Annotated in this window: 11 protein-coding genes; 5 read left to right on the forward strand and 6 right to left on the reverse strand. The window is 61.7% G+C overall.

From position 1 onward, the window contains the following. Positions 1-107: 107 nt before the first annotated feature. Positions 108-2,507, forward strand: coding sequence for a diguanylate cyclase (locus JV201_RS07665; protein ID WP_219406702.1), 2,400 nt, complete (start codon positions 108-110; stop codon positions 2,505-2,507). A 136-nt stretch (positions 2,508-2,643) separates the two neighbouring features. Here JV201_RS07665 and dacB read toward each other — a convergent pair whose 3' ends face one another. Then, on the reverse strand, positions 2,644-4,104 hold the full coding sequence (gene dacB / locus JV201_RS07670) for a D-alanyl-D-alanine carboxypeptidase/D-alanyl-D-alanine-endopeptidase (protein WP_003219103.1): 1,461 nt from the start codon (positions 4,102-4,104) through the stop codon (positions 2,644-2,646). A 236-nt stretch (positions 4,105-4,340) separates the two neighbouring features. Here dacB and JV201_RS07675 point away from each other — a divergent pair, with 236 nt between their 5' ends. Beyond that, positions 4,341-4,685 carry a YggL family protein gene (locus JV201_RS07675; RefSeq protein WP_003219101.1) on the forward strand — a complete coding sequence of 115 codons (345 nt, stop codon included), beginning with the start codon at positions 4,341-4,343 and terminating at the stop codon, positions 4,683-4,685. Between the two features lie 54 nt (positions 4,686-4,739). Here JV201_RS07675 and JV201_RS07680 read toward each other — a convergent pair whose 3' ends face one another. Then, on the reverse strand, positions 4,740-5,930 hold the full coding sequence (locus tag JV201_RS07680) for a benzoate/H(+) symporter BenE family transporter (RefSeq protein WP_219406703.1): 1,191 nt from the start codon (positions 5,928-5,930) through the stop codon (positions 4,740-4,742). Between the two features lie 329 nt (positions 5,931-6,259). On the opposite strand from JV201_RS07680, the gene JV201_RS07685 reads away from it, so the two are divergent. After that, the gene (locus tag JV201_RS07685; protein ID WP_003219095.1) at positions 6,260-7,024 is read left to right on the forward strand and encodes a GntR family transcriptional regulator; all 765 of its coding nucleotides are present in this window, start codon (positions 6,260-6,262) and stop codon (positions 7,022-7,024) included. 138 nt (positions 7,025-7,162) lie between these two features. Here the strand turns inward: JV201_RS07685 and guaD are convergent, their stop codons facing one another. The 4 genes from guaD to xdhA form a co-directional block, all read right to left on the reverse strand. After that, positions 7,163-8,467 carry a guanine deaminase gene (guaD, locus tag JV201_RS07690; protein ID WP_003219093.1) on the reverse strand — a complete coding sequence of 435 codons (1,305 nt, stop codon included), beginning with the start codon at positions 8,465-8,467 and terminating at the stop codon, positions 7,163-7,165. A gap of 7 nt (positions 8,468-8,474) precedes the next feature. Further along, positions 8,475-9,317, reverse strand: coding sequence for a xanthine dehydrogenase accessory protein XdhC (gene xdhC / locus JV201_RS07695; RefSeq protein WP_102368368.1), 843 nt, complete (start codon positions 9,315-9,317; stop codon positions 8,475-8,477). A gap of 123 nt (positions 9,318-9,440) precedes the next feature. Then, positions 9,441-11,840: a xanthine dehydrogenase molybdopterin binding subunit gene (gene xdhB, locus JV201_RS07700; RefSeq protein WP_003219089.1), complete on the reverse strand. Its 2,400-nt coding sequence runs from the start codon at positions 11,838-11,840 to the stop codon at positions 9,441-9,443. Continuing rightward, positions 11,833-13,281, reverse strand: a complete 1,449-nt coding sequence (gene xdhA / locus JV201_RS07705) for a xanthine dehydrogenase small subunit (RefSeq protein ID WP_219406704.1) — start codon at positions 13,279-13,281, stop codon at positions 11,833-11,835. Before xdhA ends, xdhB begins: the two co-directional genes overlap by 8 nt. 280 nt (positions 13,282-13,561) lie before the next feature. On the opposite strand from xdhA, the gene JV201_RS07710 reads away from it, so the two are divergent. Next, positions 13,562-14,221 carry a GntR family transcriptional regulator gene (locus tag JV201_RS07710; protein ID WP_003219085.1) on the forward strand — a complete coding sequence of 220 codons (660 nt, stop codon included), beginning with the start codon at positions 13,562-13,564 and terminating at the stop codon, positions 14,219-14,221. Between the two features lie 2 nt (positions 14,222-14,223). Continuing rightward, positions 14,224-17,712, forward strand: a complete 3,489-nt coding sequence (gene smc, locus JV201_RS07715; protein ID WP_003219082.1) for a chromosome segregation protein SMC — start codon at positions 14,224-14,226, stop codon at positions 17,710-17,712.

The raw sequence follows: 17,712 nt of genomic DNA on the forward strand, positions 1-17,712 counted from the left end.
CCGGCCTTGCGGCTTTTTTTTGCGCTGGTCAAACGCAAGTCCTGTGGCTATAACTTAGGACCTGGCCAAAGTGACGCACCCGCACGCTGGCGTTCCGAGTCTTGTCTATGCCGCTGCATGCCGTCCGCCCGAAAATCCTAGGCTTTATCAGTGAGCAGGTGTCGGCGTGGCTGGTGGCGGTGGTGGTGTTGCTGGCCGGTATCGCGCTGACGATTGTCGTCGCCTGGGCCGCGTCCGAGCTTTACCAGCAGCAGATGCGCCAGCGCTTTCAACTGCTGGTCAACGAGCGCTACAGCCGTCTCCAGGAGCGTTTCGAGGACCAGGAACAACGCCTGGGCAGCCTGCGGCGGTTCTTCGTCAATTCAAATACAGTCTCGCGCAAAGAGTTCGAAGGGTTCGCGCAGCCCTTGCTGTTGCGTACCCGCGCCTATGCCTGGGCACCCCGGGTTTTGCGTGACCAGCGCGGTGCGTTCGAGCAGGCAATCACGGCGGAGCGCGGTGCGAATTTCTCCATTCGTGAATTGAATGCGGCGGGCGGACTGACCCCGGCGACTGATCGCGATGAGTATGTGCCGGTGCTGTACAGCCAGACCCAGAGCATTCTCGGCTCGCCGCTGGGTTTTGACCTGTTGGCCCAACCACTGCGGCGCTCGACGGTGGAGCGTGCGCAACAGTCAGGGAAGATGGCGGTGTCCCAGCCCATGCAACTGGTGGGTGTGGAGCCGGCCTATGCCATGGGTGTATTGCTGGTGGCACCGGTCAGCCGGGCACCGACGACACAAGTGCCCAACAGTGAACCTTACGGCTACGTCATGGCGGTGATCAGCATGCGCCAGCTGGTGGCCGATGGCTTGCCCAAGGCCGCACGGGACAACCTGGTGATGCAGATTGTCGACACCTCCGATGCAGAGCAACGGGTGTTGTACGAATCCAGCAACCCCGTGGCAGACAGTGACCTGGTGGCAGCACGCCGGCTGACGCTCGGCGACCACGTCTACGCCTTGAGCCTGCGCCCCAGCCAGGTGTTCCAGCAGGGCAATCACTCGTCGCTGGTCAGTATCCTGGTCATGGGCAGCCTGCTGAGTGTGCTGCTCAGTGCGTTGCTCTACGTGGTGGTCAGCCAGCGCCAGCGCGCATTGAAGCTGGTGGAGCAGCGCACCGCCCAATTGCGTCAGCGGGAACAGGAGCTGCGAGGCACCCACGGCCAACTGCGCAGCGTGCTCAATGCGGCCACCCAGGTGGCGATCATCGCGACGGACTTGCGCGGTGTGATCACCACCTTCAACGCCGGCGCCGAGCAGATGCTGGGCTTTGAAGCACAAGAGGTACTGGGCCACCTGACCCTCGAAAGCCTGCACCTGGCCCCCGAGCTGGAAGCCCGTGCCGCGCAATTGAGCGCAATCCTCGGCAAGCGCATCGCGCCAGCCCAGGCGATGCTGGTGGACAGCGCCGATGCAGTGCATGAGGCCCGCGAGTGGACGCTGGTGCGCAAGGACGGCAGCCAACTGACGGTGAACATGCTCGCCACTGTTCTGCTGGACGAGCATGGCCTGTGGGTCGGGCACCTGGCGATCTGCCTGGATGTCACCGAGCAGAAGCGCGCCTATGAGGCACTGGCCGCGCGGGACCGCCTGCTGAAGAAACTCAGCGCCCATGTGCCCGGCGGTATTTTCCAGTTCATCCTGGAACCGAACAATGTCTCGCGTTTCATTTATGCCAGCGATGGCATCCGCGACATCTACGAAATCGAGCCTGGGGTGTTGCAGCAGGATGCGCGAAAGGTCTTCGAGCGGATTCATCCGCTGGATGTCGAGCGGGTACGGGAGTCCATTCGCCTGTCCACCCTGCAACTGAGCCATTGGCGTGAAGAATACCGGGTGCAGTTGCCCCATCGGGGGCTGCGCTGGGTTCGCGGTGAGGCGACGCCGGAAGAGCTGGCCGGTGGCGGTACGTTATGGCATGGCTATGTGTCGGATATTTCCGATCTCAAGCGGGTCGAGGAAGAGCTGCGGGCGCTGTCGATTACCGATTCCCTGACCGGCATTCATAACCGACGCTACTTCCAGGACCGGCTGAAGGCCGAGATGATCCGGGTCAAGCGTGCCTCGGGGGCGTTGTCGGTGATCATGTTCGACATCGATCACTTCAAGCGCATCAACGACCAGCATGGTCACGCGGTGGGTGATGAAGTGCTCAAGGAGTTATGCCGGCGCATCAGCCAGCGGTTACGACGCACGGATGTGTTTTGCCGGCTGGGCGGCGAGGAGTTTGTGGTGCTGTGCGCCAATACCGACGGCAGCCAGGCGTTCAGTGTTGCCCTGGAGTTGTGGCAGGCGTTGCGCGGTGAGCCGATGGAAGGTGTCGGCACGGTGACGGCGAGCTTCGGGGTCGCCAGTTGGCGGGTCGAGGAGGGCGTCGACAGCTTGTTGCTGCGGGCGGATTCGGGTGTCTATGCCGCCAAGCAGGCGGGCAGGGACAGAGTTGAGGCAGAGCGGGTGCTTGCCTGAAGTGCACGGCCATTCAAGCTATTAGAGATCAATGTGGGAGCTGGCTTGCCTGCGATAGCATCACCTCGGTATTCCTGATAGACCGAGGCGTATACATCGCAGGCAAGCCAGCTCCCACATTTGATATTTGCTGCTGTTAGAGGACCGGGGCCGCCGCCGCCAGTTTCGGCTGGCGATACAGGTCCAGCAGCACCTGGTCCAGTACCGAGGACGCGCCCCACGGTTTCGGATCGTTGAGAATCGCCACTACAGCCCAGGTATTGCCATTGTTGTCGCGGCTGAACCCGGCAATCGCCCGCACGGTGTTCAGGGTGCCGGTCTTGACGTGGGCTTCGCCGCGCATGGCCGTGGTCTTCAGGCGTTTACGCATGGTGCCGTCGGTGCCGGCAATCGGCAGCGAACTGATGTACTCCGCCGCGTACGGGCTTCTCCACGCCGCTTGCAGCATGGTCGCCATCTCGCGGGCGCTGACCCGTTCAGCACGGGACAGGCCGGAGCCGTTCTCCATCACAAGGTGCGGCGCGGTGATGCCTTTTTTCGCCAGCCACTGGCGCACCACGCGCTGGGCGGCCTTGGCGTCGTCGCCGTCGGCATCGGTGCGGTACTGCGCACCCAGGCTCAGGAACAACTGCTGGGCCATGGTGTTGTTACTGTATTTGTTGATGTCGCGGATGATCTCCGCCAGGTCCGGCGAGAACGCACGAGCCAGCACTTTGGCGTTCTTCGGTACCGGCGCCTGGATGTCGCGGCCCTGGATGCTGCCGCCCAGTTCCTTCCAGATCGCCCGAACGGCGCCGGCGGTGTAGGTGGCGTGGTCCAGCAACGACAGATACGTCTGCGAGCTGCAGCCGTCCGCCAACTGGCCGCTGACGGTCACGGTGACGCTGCCGTCGGCGGCGGTCATCGGGCTGTAGCGCACATCGCCGGTGCATTGCTTGGCGTTGGAGACCTTGACCTGGTTGTCGATGCGGATGCTCGCAATCGGCGGCTCGACCGAGACCAGCACCTTGCCCGAATCATTGCGGGTGACGAAGCGCAGCGCCTTGAGGTTGACCATCAAGGCATCGGGCTTGACCAGGAACGGCTTGTTCTCGTCGTTGCCGTCGTCATTGAACTCCGGCAGTTGCGGCGGGATGAAGAAGCCACGGTCCAGCACCAGGTCGCCGGTCACTTGCTGCACGCCATTGGCCCGCAGGTCGCGCATCAGCAGCCAGAGTTTTTCCATGTTCAGCTTGGGGTCGCCGCCGCCCTTGAGGTACAGGTTGCCGTTCAGGATCCCGCCGCTCAGGGTGCCGTCGGTGTAGAACTCGGTTTTCCACTGATGGTTGGGACCGAGCATTTCCAGGGCCGCGTAGGTGGTGACCAGCTTCATGGTCGAGGCCGGGTTGACCGACACGTCGGCGTTGAACACGGTAGGTGTGCCCGGGCCATTGAGGGGAATCATCACCAGGGACAGGGCATTGTTTTGCAGCTTGGCTTTCTGGAGGGCTTCCTGGACCTTGGGCGGCAGGGAAGTGTTGATCGGGGCGGCGGTAACGGAAAAGGCCAGGGGCAGAAGAAAACTGGCGAGTAACAGTGGACGCAAAGATTTGATCATAAGAATTAAAACCCTACTGCTGAGGGGGTAAAAAGGTGAGGGGTATGTACGAAAAATCCCTCAATGGTCATGAAAGTGTCGGCATTATGCCCCAAGGCTGTCGCACTTGTGGCTGAACGATAGCTGCAATTGGCGGTTTTTTTTACTGGCACTCTGCCGCCTGTCCCAGAGAATCGGGCAAAGGCCTGCTTAAACTGCTAAAGTGCCGCCCGTTATTACTTAAGAGGATTGTTCCAATGGCGACTAACCGTTCCCGGCGTCTGCGCAAAAAACTGTGCGTTGATGAATTTCAAGAGCTGGGTTTCGAACTGAACCTGGACTTCAAAGAAGGTTTGGACGATGAAGCGGTTGACGCTTTCCTCGAAGCATTCCTGACTGAAGCGATGGACGGCAACGGCCTGGACTACGTCGGCGGTGATGACTTCGGTCTGGTTTGCAAAGCCACCCGTGGTTCGGTCAACGAAGAACAGCGTGCCGCTGTTGAAGCGTGGCTGAAGGCTCGTCCAGAGCTGACCCGCGTTGAAGTCAGCGCCCTGCTGGACGCTTGGCACCCAGAAAAGCCGATTAACCCGGCAGTCTGATGTCATGAAAAAGCGACCCGCCCGGGTCGCTTTTTCGTTACTGGGTCTAAAGAATCAGGCCTTGCGCCAGTTCAGAATCACCAGCGTCAACACCCCCGCGACAATCCCCCAGAACGCCGAACCGATGGAAAACAACGTCAACCCCGACGCTGTGACCATGAAGGTGATCAACGCAGCTTCCCGTTCCCTGGGTTCATTCATGGCGATGCTCAGGCCATTGATGATCGAGCCAAACAACGCCAGTGCCGCAATCGACAGCACCAGTTCCTTGGGCAGGGCGGCGAACAACGCGGCCAATGTCGCGCCAAACACCCCGGCGATCCCGTAGAAAATCCCGCACCAGACCGCGGCGGTGTAGCGCTTGTTGCGATCCTCATGGGCATGAGGGCCGGTGCAGATCGCCGCGCTGATGGCTGCCAGGTTGATGCCATGGGAGCCAAACGGCGCCAGCACCAGCGAGGCCAGGCCGGTGGTAGTAATCAATGGCGACGCCGGTACGTTATAGCCGTCGGCCCGCAGCACCGCGACACCCGGCATGTTCTGCGAGGTCATGGCCACCACGAACAGCGGGATGCCGATGCTGATGGTCGCGGCCAGGGAGAAGTGCGGCGTGGTCCACACCGGCGTTGCCACTTCCAGGTGAAAGCCACTGAAATCCAGCAGCCCCATCAGCCCGGACAGCACCGTGCCGATCAGCAGTGCCGCGAGCACGGCATAACGCGGCGACAGGCGCTTGATGACCAGGTAAGTGAAGAACATCCCCAGTACCAGCCCGGTACGGTGCTGCGCGGCGACGAAAATCTCGCTGCCGATCTTGAACAGAATCCCCGCCAGCAAGGCGGCCGCCAGGGACGCGGGGATGCGCTTGACGAGTTTTTCGAAGCTGCCGGTCAGCCCACAGATGGTCACCAGCACCGCGCAGGTGATGTAGGCGCCGATGGCCTCGCCGTAGCTGACGCCGCCCAGGCTGGTGATCAACAGCGCCGCGCCCGGTGTGGACCAGGCAATGGTGATCGGCGTGCGATAGCGCAGGGACAGACCAATGCTGCACACCGCCATGCCGATGGAAATCGCCCAGATCCACGAGGAAATTTGCGCGGTGGTCAGGCCCGCAGCCTGGCCAGCCTGAAACATCAGCACCAGGGAGCTGGTGTAGCCGGTCATCATGGCAATGAAACCGGCGACGATGGCCGAAGGCGAAGTGTCGGCCAGTGGGCGTAATCGCGCTTGGGGGACGTCGGACATGGGGCGGTGTTCCTTTTACCGGGTTGTCTGTAGGCGCGAGCTTGCTCGCGAAGGTCGCTAACGATGACGCTGGCACCCTGAAGGAATGCGCTGCCTGGACGTTTTTCACGAGCAAGCTCGCTCCTGCAAAGGAGAAAACGTGGAATCAAGCCTAAACTCAAACGTAACGATTCATTGCAATACAGCCGGCGCCCCAAACAGCCGTACAGTGTGTTGGCGCACTGGGTTGTGTACAATGTGCGCTGATTTTACGCGATACTTGCCAGCGACCCTCTGTGCCGTATTACAGTCAACGTCAATTCGCCGCCGTTCTCCCGACCCGAGTGCCCATGAACGAACAGTTGCAGCCCCTCAAGAAACAACCGCGAGCCGGTAAGGCCGGTCGCAGTGGAACCCAGGACGATATCGTCTACGCGCATATCTTCGAGGCGATCCTCGAACAACGCCTGGCGCCCGGTACCAAATTGAGTGAAGAAGCGCTGGGCGAAATCTTCGGCGTCAGCCGCACCATCATTCGCCGCGCGCTGTCGCGCCTGGCCCATGAAGGCGTGGTACTGCTGCGGCCTAATCGTGGTGCGGTAGTGGCCAGCCCGAGCGTCGAGGAAGCCCGCCAGGTATTCCTCGCCCGGCGCCTGGTGGAGCGTGCGATCACTGAGTTGGCGGTGCAGCATGCCACGGCCGAGCAACTGGCCGAGCTGCGGCAGATGGTCAACGACGAGCGCGACAGCTTCTCCCGGGGCGATCGCGGCGCGGGCATCCGGCTTTCCGGCGAGTTCCACCTGAAGCTGGCCGAGGCGGCGAAGAATGCCCCGCTGATCAGTTTCCAGCGCAGTCTGGTGTCCCAGACCTCGTTGATCATCGCCCAGTACGAAAGCGGCAACCGCTCGCACTGTTCCTACGATGAGCACACGCAGTTGATCGACGCGATCGAAGCGCGGGATGCGGATTTGGCGGTGAACCTGATGATGCATCACATGGATCACATCGACAGCAAGCTCAACCTCGATGAGGAAAGCGCTTCTGACGATCTGCATGCAGTGTTCTCGCATCTGTTGCAGACAAAGAAGCCGGGGCGCTCGTCTGTAAAACTGTAATTTTCCAGGCTCGCCACTAACTAAATGTGGGAGCGGGCTTGCTCGCGAAGGCGGTGGATCAGTCAGCACATCCAGCGACTGACACACCGCCTTCGCGAGCAAGCCCGCTCCCACATTTGTTTTGTTGTACCTGTTAAATCAGCGTTGGTGCACCAATTGCCCCGCCGCATACGTCTGCAACACCGCCCGGTCATCCCCCAGTGTCATCAACACAAACAACGTCTCGGCGATGTTATTGGCCTGCTTCAGGCGATAGCTGAGCAGCGGGGTGGCGTTGTAATCCAGTACCAGGAAGTCCGCGTCAGTGCCGGGTTGCAGCGTGCCGATCTTGTCTTCCAGACGCAGCGCCCGAGCACCACCCAGGGTCGCCAGGTACAACGACTTGAACGGACTCAAGCGCGCCCCTTGCAGTTGCATCACCTTGTACGCTTCGTTCAGGGTTTGCAGCAGCGAGAAGCTGGTGCCACCGCCGACGTCCGTACCCAGGCCGACATTCAGCTTGTGCTTCTCGGCCATCGGCAGGTTGAACAAACCGCTGCCCAGGAAGAAGTTCGACGTCGGGCAGAACGCGACTGCCGAACCGGCTTCTGCCAACCGCGCGCATTCGTCGTCGCACAGGTGCACACCGTGGGCGAACACCGAGCGTTCACCCAGCAGTTTGTAATGGTCGTACACGTCCAGGTAACCCTTGCGTTCCGGGAACAGTTCTTTCACCCATTCCACTTCCTGCAGGTTTTCACTGATGTGAGTCTGCATGTAGAGGTCCGGGTATTCCCCCAGCAGCTGCCCGGCGAGGGTCAGTTGTTCAGGTGTACTGGTCGGTGCGAAACGTGGCGTCACCGCGTAGTGCAAACGGCCCTTGCCGTGCCAGCGCTCGATCAGCGCCTTGCTCTCCGCGTAGCCGGATTCGGCGGTGTCGGTCAAATAGTCCGGCGCGTTGCGGTCCATCATTACCTTGCCGGCGATCATCCGCAGGTCGAGCTTCTCGGCCGCTTCAAAAAACGAGTTCACTGACTGCGGGTGCACGCTGCCAAATACCAGCGCGGTGGTGGTGCCGTTGCGCAGCAGTTCCTTGATGAAAATATCCGCGACTTCTTCGGCGTGGGCCTTGTCGGCGAACTGGCTTTCACACGGGAAGGTGTAGGTGTTGAGCCAGTCCAGCAACTGCTCGCCATAGGCACCGACCATGCCGGTCTGTGGCAGGTGGATGTGGGTGTCGATCAGGCCGGGGGTGATCAGCGCGTCCTGGTAATGGGTGACTTCGATGTCGGCGGGCAGGCTGGCGAGCAAGTCGCTGGCGTGGCCAAGGGCACTGATCTGGCCGTTGTCGATCACCAGCAGGCCGTCCTCGAAATATTCATAGGAGGCTTCGATCCCCACTTCGGCAGGGTCGGCGATGCTGTGCAAAATGGCGGCACGGTAGGCTTTGCGTGTCAAAGGCATGGTCGTCTCAGTTAGTCGCTTGGCTGCGGCGGGATACCGGCAGCAGTTTGGCAATGGGTTCGGCGCTCGCAGTGTGCTGGCCGAAGTTGGCGTTATAGGTGGCGATGATTTCGCCGGCGATGGAGATGGCGATTTCCACAGGCAGTTTGCCTTTGACCTCGGTCAGCCCCATCGGGCAATGCATGCGTTGCAGTTGCGCGGTGTCGAAACCGCGATCCCGCAGGCGGTGTTCAAACTTGACGCGTTTGGTCTTCGAGCCGATCAGGCCGAAGTAGGTGAAGTCATTGCGCTTGAGCAGGGCGGCGGTCAGCTCCAGGTCCAGCGCGTGGTTGTGGGTCATGACGATGCAGTAACTGCCCACAGGCAAGTGGTCGATTTCATCCACCGGCTCTTCGCTGACGATTTTACGCACGCCTTGGGGGATGTGTTCCGGGAATTCCTGTTCCCGGGAATCGATCCAGCGCACCCGGCACGGCAGGCTGGCCAGCAACGGCACCAGCGCGCGGCCCACGTGGCCGGCGCCGAACACCGCGATCTGCGCCTGCACCTGGCCCATGGGTTCGAACAACAGCACCGTCACGCCGCCGCAGCACTGGCCCAGGCTGGCGCCGAGGCTGAAGCGCTCCAGGTGGGTGTTTTGCTGGCCGCGCACAAGCATGTCCCGGGCGATCTGCATCGCCTTGTATTCCAGGTGCCCGCCACCGATGGTGTCGAAGGTGTGGGCGGCGCTGATCACCATCTTCGAACCGGCGTTGCGCGGCGTGGAGCCGAGCTCTTCGATGATGGTCACCAGCACGCAGGGTTCGCCCTGGTTCTGCAGGTCGGCGAGGGCGCTGATCCAGTTGTTCATGTTTACCTCAACATCTCTGTTGTCAGTTCGACCGCCTTCGCGAGCAAGCCCGCTCCCACATTTGATTGGGTTCACACATCAAAATGTGGGAGCCGGGCTTGCCCGCGAAGGCAGCGCCTCGGTCTAAAGCGAAGCCAACTCGGTTTCCGTTTCCACAGCTTTTGCAGCGGTCAGTTGGCGCATCTGCTCACAGCCCCACAACACCCGCTCCGGCGTCGCCGGTGCATCGATCTTCGGCTGATGGCGATAGTCACCCAGGCTCGCCACGGCGTCCTTGATCGCACACCACGAGGCAATACCGAGCATGAACGGCGGCTCACCCACGGCCTTGGAATGGAACACCGTGTCTTCCGGGTTCTTGCGGTTTTCCACCAGCTTCACCCGCAGGTCCAGCGGCATGTCGGCCACCGCCGGGATCTTGTAGCTGGCCGGGCCGTTGGTCATCAGCTTGCCCTTGTTATTCCACACAAGCTCTTCCATGGTCAGCCAACCCATGCCCTGGATGAAGCCGCCTTCGACCTGGCCGATGTCGATGGCCGGGTTCAGCGAGGCGCCCACGTCATGCAGGATGTCGGTGCGCAGCATCTTGTACTCGCCGGTCAGCGTGTCGACGATCACCTCGCAACAGGCCGCGCCGAACGCAAAGTAGTAGAACGGCCGCCCACGTGCCTGGCTGCGGTCGTAGAAGATTTTCGGGGTCTTGTAGAAGCCCGTGCTGGAGAGCGACACCTGGGCGAAATACGCCTGCTGGATCAGCGCTTCAAAGGTCAGGATGTGATCGCGGACCCGCACATGCCCGTTGTGGAATTCAACGTCGGCCTCGCTGACTTCATATTTGCGCGCGGCAAATTCCACCAGGCGCTGCTTGATGGTTTCGGCAGCATTCTGTGCGGCCTTGCCGTTCAGGTCGGCGCCGCTGGACGCCGCCGTCGGCGAGGTGTTGGGCACCTTGTCGGTGTTGGTGGCGGTGATCTGCACGCGGTCGATTTCCACCTGGAAAATCTCGGCCACCACCTGCGCGACCTTGATGTTCAACCCCTGGCCCATCTCGGTGCCACCGTGGTTCAGGTGGATGCTGCCGTCGGTGTAGATATGGATCAGCGCACCGGCCTGGTTGAGGAAACTGGCGGTGAAGGAAATGCCGAATTTTACCGGTGTGAGTGCCAGGCCTTTTTTCAGGATCGGGCTGTTGGCGTTATAGCGACGGATCGCTTCGCGGCGCTCGAAATACTGGCTGCTTTGTTCGAGTTCGGCGGTCATCTCTTCGAGCATGTTGTGCTCGACGGTCTGGTAGTAGTGGGTGACGTTGCGCTCGGTCTTGCCGTAGTAGTTGGCCTTGCGCACGGCCAGCGGGTCGAGGGCCAGGTGCCGGGCAATCGCGTCCATCACTTCCTCGATGGCGACCATGCCTTGGGGGCCGCCGAAGCCGCGGTAAGCGGTGTTGGACGCGGTGTTGGTCTTGCAGCGGTGGCCGTTGACGGTGGCGTCGCCCAGGTAATACGAGTTGTCGGAGTGGAACATTGCGCGGTCGACAATCGAGTTCGACAGGTCCGGTGAGCAACCGCAGTTGCCCGCCAGGTCCAGGTTGATGCCGTGCAGCCGGCCACTGTCGTCGAAGCCTACGTCGTACTCGATATAGAACGGGTGGCGCTTGCCGGTCATCAGCATGTCTTCGACACGCGGCAGGCGCATTTTGGTCGGCTGGCCGGTGAGGCGTGCGACCACCGCACACAGGCATGCCGGGCTGGCGGCCTGGGTTTCCTTGCCGCCAAAACCACCGCCCATGCGGCGCATGTCGACCACGATTTTGTTCATCGATACGTCGAGTACTTCGGCCACCAGCTTCTGTACTTCGGTGGGGTTTTGCGTGGAGCAGTAGACGATCATGCCGCCGTCTTCGGTGGGCATCACCGAGGAGATCTGGGTTTCCAGGTAGAAGTGTTCCTGGCCGCCGATGTGCAGGGTGCCCTGGATACGGTTCTTCGCGGTCGCCAGTGCGCCCGCCGAATCACCGCGCTGGTGGGTGTGGCTGTCGAGCACGAAATGTTTTTTGCGAAACGCCTCGACCACGTCCAGCACCGGCTCCAGGTCTTCGTATTCGATCACAGCGGCCATCGCCGCCTTGCGTGCGGTTTCCAGGTCGCGGGCGGCGACGGCCAGCACCACCTGGCCGACGAACTGCACGGTGTCGATGGCCAGCAACGGGTCGCCGGGCATCAACGGGCCGATGTCTTTCAGACCCGGCACGTCTTCGTGGGTGATGACGATGCGCACGCCTTCAAATGCATAGCAGGGCGCGGTGTCGATGCTGAGGATCTTCGCGTGGGCACGGTCCGACATGCGTGCGTAGAGGTGCAACTGGTTGGGGAATTCCAGGCGGTCATCAATGTACTGCGCTTCGCCCGAGACATGCTTGGCGGCGCTGTCGTGCTTGACGCTGCGACCGACGCCGCTGGTCAGGTCCTTGGCAAACAGTTCGGCGAGTTCGGCCTGGGATTTTTCCACGGCGTGATGGTTAGACATAAGCGGTCACCCGAGTCTCGATGTGCGGCGTTTGCAGTTCGATGAAGTATTTGCGCAGCAGGTTCTGTGCGCTGAGCAGGCGGTATTCCTTGCTGGCGCGGAAGTCCGACAGCGGGGTGAAATCCTCGGCCAGGGCCGCGCAGGCTTTTTCCACTGTGGCGGAGTTCCAGGTGGCGCCGTTCAGTACGGCTTCGCAGTTCTTCGCGCGTTTCGGGGTGGCGGCCATGCCGCCGAACGCCACGCGGGCATCGTCGATCACACCGTTAGTGATCTTCAGGTTGAAGGCCGCGCAGACGGCAGAGATGTCATCGTCCAGGCGCTTGGAAACCTTGTAGGCGCGGAACAGCGGCACGCCTTTGGGCACGATGATTTTCTCGATGAATTCGCTGTCCTGGCGGGCAGTGACGCGGTAGTCGATGAAGTAGTCTTCCAGCGCCAGGGTACGGCGGGTGTTGCCCTTGCACAGCACGATCTGCGCGCCGAGGGCGATCAGCAGTGGCGGCGAATCACCGATGGGCGAGGCGTTGCCGATATTGCCGCCCAGGGTGCCCTGGTTGCGGATCTGCAACGAGGCGAAGCGGTGAAGCAATTCGCCGAAGTCCGGGTATTCGTTGTTGAGTGCGGTGTAGCAGTCGGAGAGTGAGGTGGCGGCGCCGATTTCCAGGCGGTCGTCGAAGCTTTCGATGCGCTTCATCTCTTCGATATTGCCGACGTAGATCATCACCGGTAGCGTGCGGTGGAACTGGGTGACTTCCAGCGCCAGGTCGGTGCCGCCGGCCAGCAGCCGGGCTTGTGGGTAAGCGTCGTAAAGGTCCGCCAGGTCGGCGACGGTCAGCGGCACCAGGCAGCGTTTGTCGCCGCTGTTCAACTCGCCGGTTTGCGTCGGGGCGATGGCTTTCAGGCGGGCGATGGTGTCGGCCTGGCGACTGTCGAACTGGTCCTGGGGCTTGTTGCAGCAGGCCTGTTCGGCGGCGGCAAGAATCGGGCGATAGCCGGTGCAGCGGCAGAGGTTGCCAGCCAGGGCTTCGTGGGCCTTTTGGCTGTCGGGTGCATCACTGTTCTTTTGCAGGGCGAACAGCGACATCACAAAGCCCGGGGTGCAGAAGCCGCATTGCGAGCCGTGGCACTCCACCATGGCCTGTTGCACGCTGTGGAGTTGGCCCTGGTGCTTGAGGTCTTCGACGCTGATCAGTTGTTTACCGTGCAGGGACGAGACAAACGTCAGGCACGAATTGAGGCTGCGATAGCGAATCTGCTCGGCGCCCTGATCGTCGGTGTGCAACTCGCCGACTACCACGGTGCAGGCGCCACAGTCGCCGCTGGCGCAGCCTTCCTTGGTGCCGGATTTGCCCAGGTGCTCACGCAAATAGTTGAGCACGGTCAGGTTCGGGTCCAGGGCGTGCTCGCTACGGAGCTCCTGGTTTAGTAAAAACTGGATCACGGAAGGCCTCGCAGACTCATTATTGTTGTTAACCGCTTTGCGCCGAATCTAGTCATGTCTGACTTTTCGGTCAACGATTTTCTGACCGAAAGGTCAAGAAAATGCGATATCAACATCCTTAATTATGGTCCAGTTCTCTGGAACCGCCGTTTTTGGGGGCTTCTGGACTTTAATGGCTGCTTATTTCATGCCAAATTCCGCTCTGTGGGCCGTACGCCATCAACCGGCAAGTGCGCTACACTGCCGCGCTTGTACCGATAGAAGATTTTGAAGGGAAAACATGACGTTCAAGGCGCCGGATAGTCTTGCCGAGCAAATCGCTCACCACCTCGCCGAACGTATCATTCGCGGCGATCTCAAGCCTGGGGAGCGGATCCAGGAGCAGAAGGTCACACTGGCGCTGAATGTCAGTCGTGGTTCCGTGCGCGAAGCCTTGCTGATCCTCGAGCGCCGGCACCTGATTGCGATCCTGCCGCGCCGTGGCGCCCACGTCACCGAGCTGACTGCCCACAAGGTGCAAAGCCTGTGCACGCTGATGGGCGAGCTGTACATCCTGCTGGGCAATGCGGTCGCCGCCGGCTGGCAGACCCAGGCCGACATGGCGCCGTTCGTGCAAATCCAGCAGCGCCTGATCGCCAGCTTCGAACGCCAGGACATCCGCGCCTTCGTCGAAGAGAGCTTCAACGTGATGCGTGCCGCCTATCCGTTCGCCAACAACCCGTACCTGCAGGAAACCGTCGAGAACCTGCAGCCGGCGATGAACCGCGCCTATTACCTGGCGCTGGATCAGCGCAAGGCGTCCATGAGCGAGTACCTGGTGCTGTTCGAGCAATTGCTCGCCGCCGTGCTGGCCCGTGACCTGCCGCAGATTCGCCTGGTGCTCTCGGCCTACGGCGAGCGCAGTTGCTCGCTGGTCATTGCTGCGTTGGCGGAAGCCTAAGCGTGCGGCTCAAGTGCATCAAACTGGCGGGGTTCAAATCCTTCGTCGACCCGACCACGGTGAACTTCCCCAGTAACATGGCGGCAGTGGTCGGGCCCAATGGCTGCGGCAAGTCGAACATCATCGACGCCGTACGCTGGGTGATGGGCGAGAGCTCCGCAAAAAACCTGCGTGGCGAGTCGATGACCGACGTCATCTTCAACGGCTCCACCAGCCGCAAGCCGGTGAGCCAGGCCAGCATCGAACTGGTGTTCGACAATTCCGACGGCACCCTGGTGGGCGAGTACGCGGCCTATGCGGAAATCTCCATTCGCCGCAAAGTGACCCGCGACAGCCAGAACAGCTACTTCCTCAACGGCACCAAGTGTCGCCGCCGGGACATCACCGACATCTTCCTCGGTACCGGCCTGGGCCCGCGCAGCTATTCGATCATCGAACAGGGGATGATCTCCAAGCTGATCGAAGCCAAGCCCGAAGACCTGCGTAACTTTATCGAGGAAGCGGCCGGCATCTCCAAGTACAAGGAGCGCCGCCGCGAGACCGAAAACCGTATCCGCCGTACCCATGAAAACCTTGCCCGCCTGACTGACCTGCGTGAAGAGCTGGAGCGCCAGCTGGAGCGCCTGCACCGCCAGGCCCAGGCCGCCGAGAAGTATCAGGAATACAAGGGCGAGGAGCGTCAGCTTAAGGCGCAACTGTCGGCCCTGCGCTGGCAGGCGTTGAATGACCAGGTGGGCCAGCGCGAAGCAATCATCGGCACCCAGGAAATCAGCTTCGAAGCCCTGGTGGCCGAGCAGCGCAATGCCGACGCCAGCATCGAACGCCTGCGGGACGGTCACCATGACCTGTCCGAGCGCTTCAATCTGGTGCAGGGGCGCTTCTATTCGGTGGGCGGCGATATCGCCCGGGTCGAGCAGAGCATCCAGCACGGCCAGCAGCGTTTGCGCCAGTTGCAGGACGACTTGAAAGAAGCCGAGCGTGCGCGCCTGGAAACCGAATCGCACCTGGGCCACGACCGCACCTTGCTGCTGACCCTTGGGGAGGAGCTGGACATGCTCACTCCCGAGCAGGAAGTCACCAGCGCCGCTGCCGAGGAAGCCGCTGCGGCCCTGGAAGAATCCGAAACCACCATGCACGCCTGGCAGGAGCAGTGGGACACGTTCAACCTGCAATCTGCCGAGCCGCGCCGCCAGGCTGAGGTGCAGCAGTCACGCATCCAGCAACTGGAAACCAGCATGGAGCGCCTGGCCGAGCGTCAGCGGCGCCTGGTGGAAGAGCGCGTGCTGCTCGCTGCCGACCCGGAAGATGCAGCGATCCTCGAACTGAGCGAGAAACTCGCCGAAAGCGAAATGACGCTGGAAGAGCTGGAAGCCAGCGAAGAACAACAAGTGGAGCGCCTCGAGCAATTGCGTCAGCAACTGCAGCAGGCGACCCAGGCACAGCAGCAGGCCCAGGGCGATTTGCAGCGGCTCAACGGCCGGTTGGCTTCCCTGGAAGCCTTGCAGCAAGCGGCGCTTGACCCGGGCACCGGCACGGCTGAATGGCTGCGTGACCAACACCTGGCCGAGCGTCCGCGCCTGGCCGAAGGCCTGAAGGTTGAAGCCGGTTGGGAGCTGGCGGTGGAAACCGTGCTCGGCGCCGACCTGCAAGCGGTGCTGGTGGATGATTTTGGCGGGTTTGACCTGGCGGGTTTTGCCCAGGGCGATCTGCGTTTGCTCAGCCCGGCGGCGGACGGCACTCGCGTGCCGGGCAGCCTGCTGGATAAAGTGGAGGCGGCGATTGACCTGTCGCCCTGGCTCGGCCAGGTCAAGCCGGTCGACAGCCTTGAGCAGGCCCTGGCCCAGCGCGGGCAGTTGGCCGCCGGGCAAAGCCTGATCAGCCGTGATGGCTTTTGGGTCGGCCGGCACTTTTTGCGGGTACGGCGTGCCAGCGAAGCGGAAAGCGGCGTATTGGCCCGTGGCCAGGAAATCGTCAACCTGACCGCCGAGCGCGAAGAGCGCGAAGCCACACTCGAGTCCCTGGAAAACCAGCTGCAAACCCTGCGCGCCACCCAGCGCCAGCAAGAGACCGGCCGCGAACACCTGCGCCGGCTGTTGCAGGACGAAGCGCGCCAGCAGGGCGAATTGAAAGCCCAGCTCTCGGCGAGCAAGGCCAAGGTCGAGCAACTGACCCTGCGCCGCACCCGGCTCGACGAAGAAGTGGCCGAGATGGGCGAGCAACGCGCCCTCGAACACGAACAAGTCGGCGAAGCACGCCTGCAATTGCAGGAAGCCCTCGACAGCATGGCCCTGGACACCGAGCAGCGCGAGTTGCTGCTGGCCCAGCGCGACAGCTTGCGCGAGCGCCTCGACCGGGTGCGCCAGGAAGCTCGCCAGCACAAGGATCACGCCCATCAATTGGCCGTGCGCCTCGGCTCCCTGCGGGCGCAGCACGACTCCACGCGCCAGGCCCTTGAGCGCCTGGAAATGCAGTCCGAACGCCTGACCGAAAAACGCGAGCAACTGAGCCTCAACCTGGAGGAGGGCGAGGCCCCGCTGGAAGAGCTGCGCCTGAAGCTTGAAGAGTTGCTCGACAAGCGCATGACCGTCGACGAAGAGCTCAAGACCGCCCAGATCGCCCTGGAAGACGCCGACCGCGAACTGCGCGACGCAGAAAAACGCCGGACCCAGGCCGAGCAACAGTCGCAACTGATCCGAGGCCAGCTCGAACAGCAGCGCATGGAATGGCAGGCCCTGACGGTGCGCCGCAAAACCCTGCAAGACCAGTTGCTGGAAGACGGCTACGACCTGCACGGCGTGCTCAATACCCTGACCGCCGAGGCCAACGAGAAAGAAGCCGAAGAAGAACTTGAGCGGATTGCCGCGCGCATTCAACGACTCGGCGCGATCAACCTCGCGGCCATCGACGAGTACCAGCAGCAGTCCGAGCGCAAACGTTATCTGGATGCGCAGAACGCCGATCTTGTCGAAGCGCTGGACACCCTGGAGAACGTGATCCGCAAGATCGACAAGGAAACCCGTAATCGCTTCAAAGATACCTTTGATCAGATTAATGGCGGTTTACAGGCGTTATTCCCGAAAGTTTTCGGTGGTGGCAGCGCTTACTTGGAACTGACGGGCGAAGATCTACTCGATACAGGGGTAACGATCATGGCGCGGCCTCCGGGCAAGAAGAACAGCACCATCCATTTGTTGTCTGGTGGCGAGAAGGCACTGACCGCATTGGCCCTGGTATTTGCGATCTTCAAGTTGAACCCGGCGCCGTTTTGCATGCTCGACGAAGTTGACGCCCCGCTGGATGACGCTAACGTTGGACGGTACGCCCGACTGGTTAAAGAGATGTCCCAGACGGTGCAGTTCATCTATATCACCCACAACAAGATCGCCATGGAAATGGCCGATCAATTGATGGGCGTGACGATGCACGAGCCGGGCTGTTCGCGATTGGTGGCGGTGGATGTCGAAGAGGCGATGGCGCTGGTGGAATCCTGA

This window comes from Pseudomonas sp. Colony2, assembly GCF_019382755.1.
Lineage (GTDB): Bacteria > Pseudomonadota > Gammaproteobacteria > Pseudomonadales > Pseudomonadaceae > Aquipseudomonas.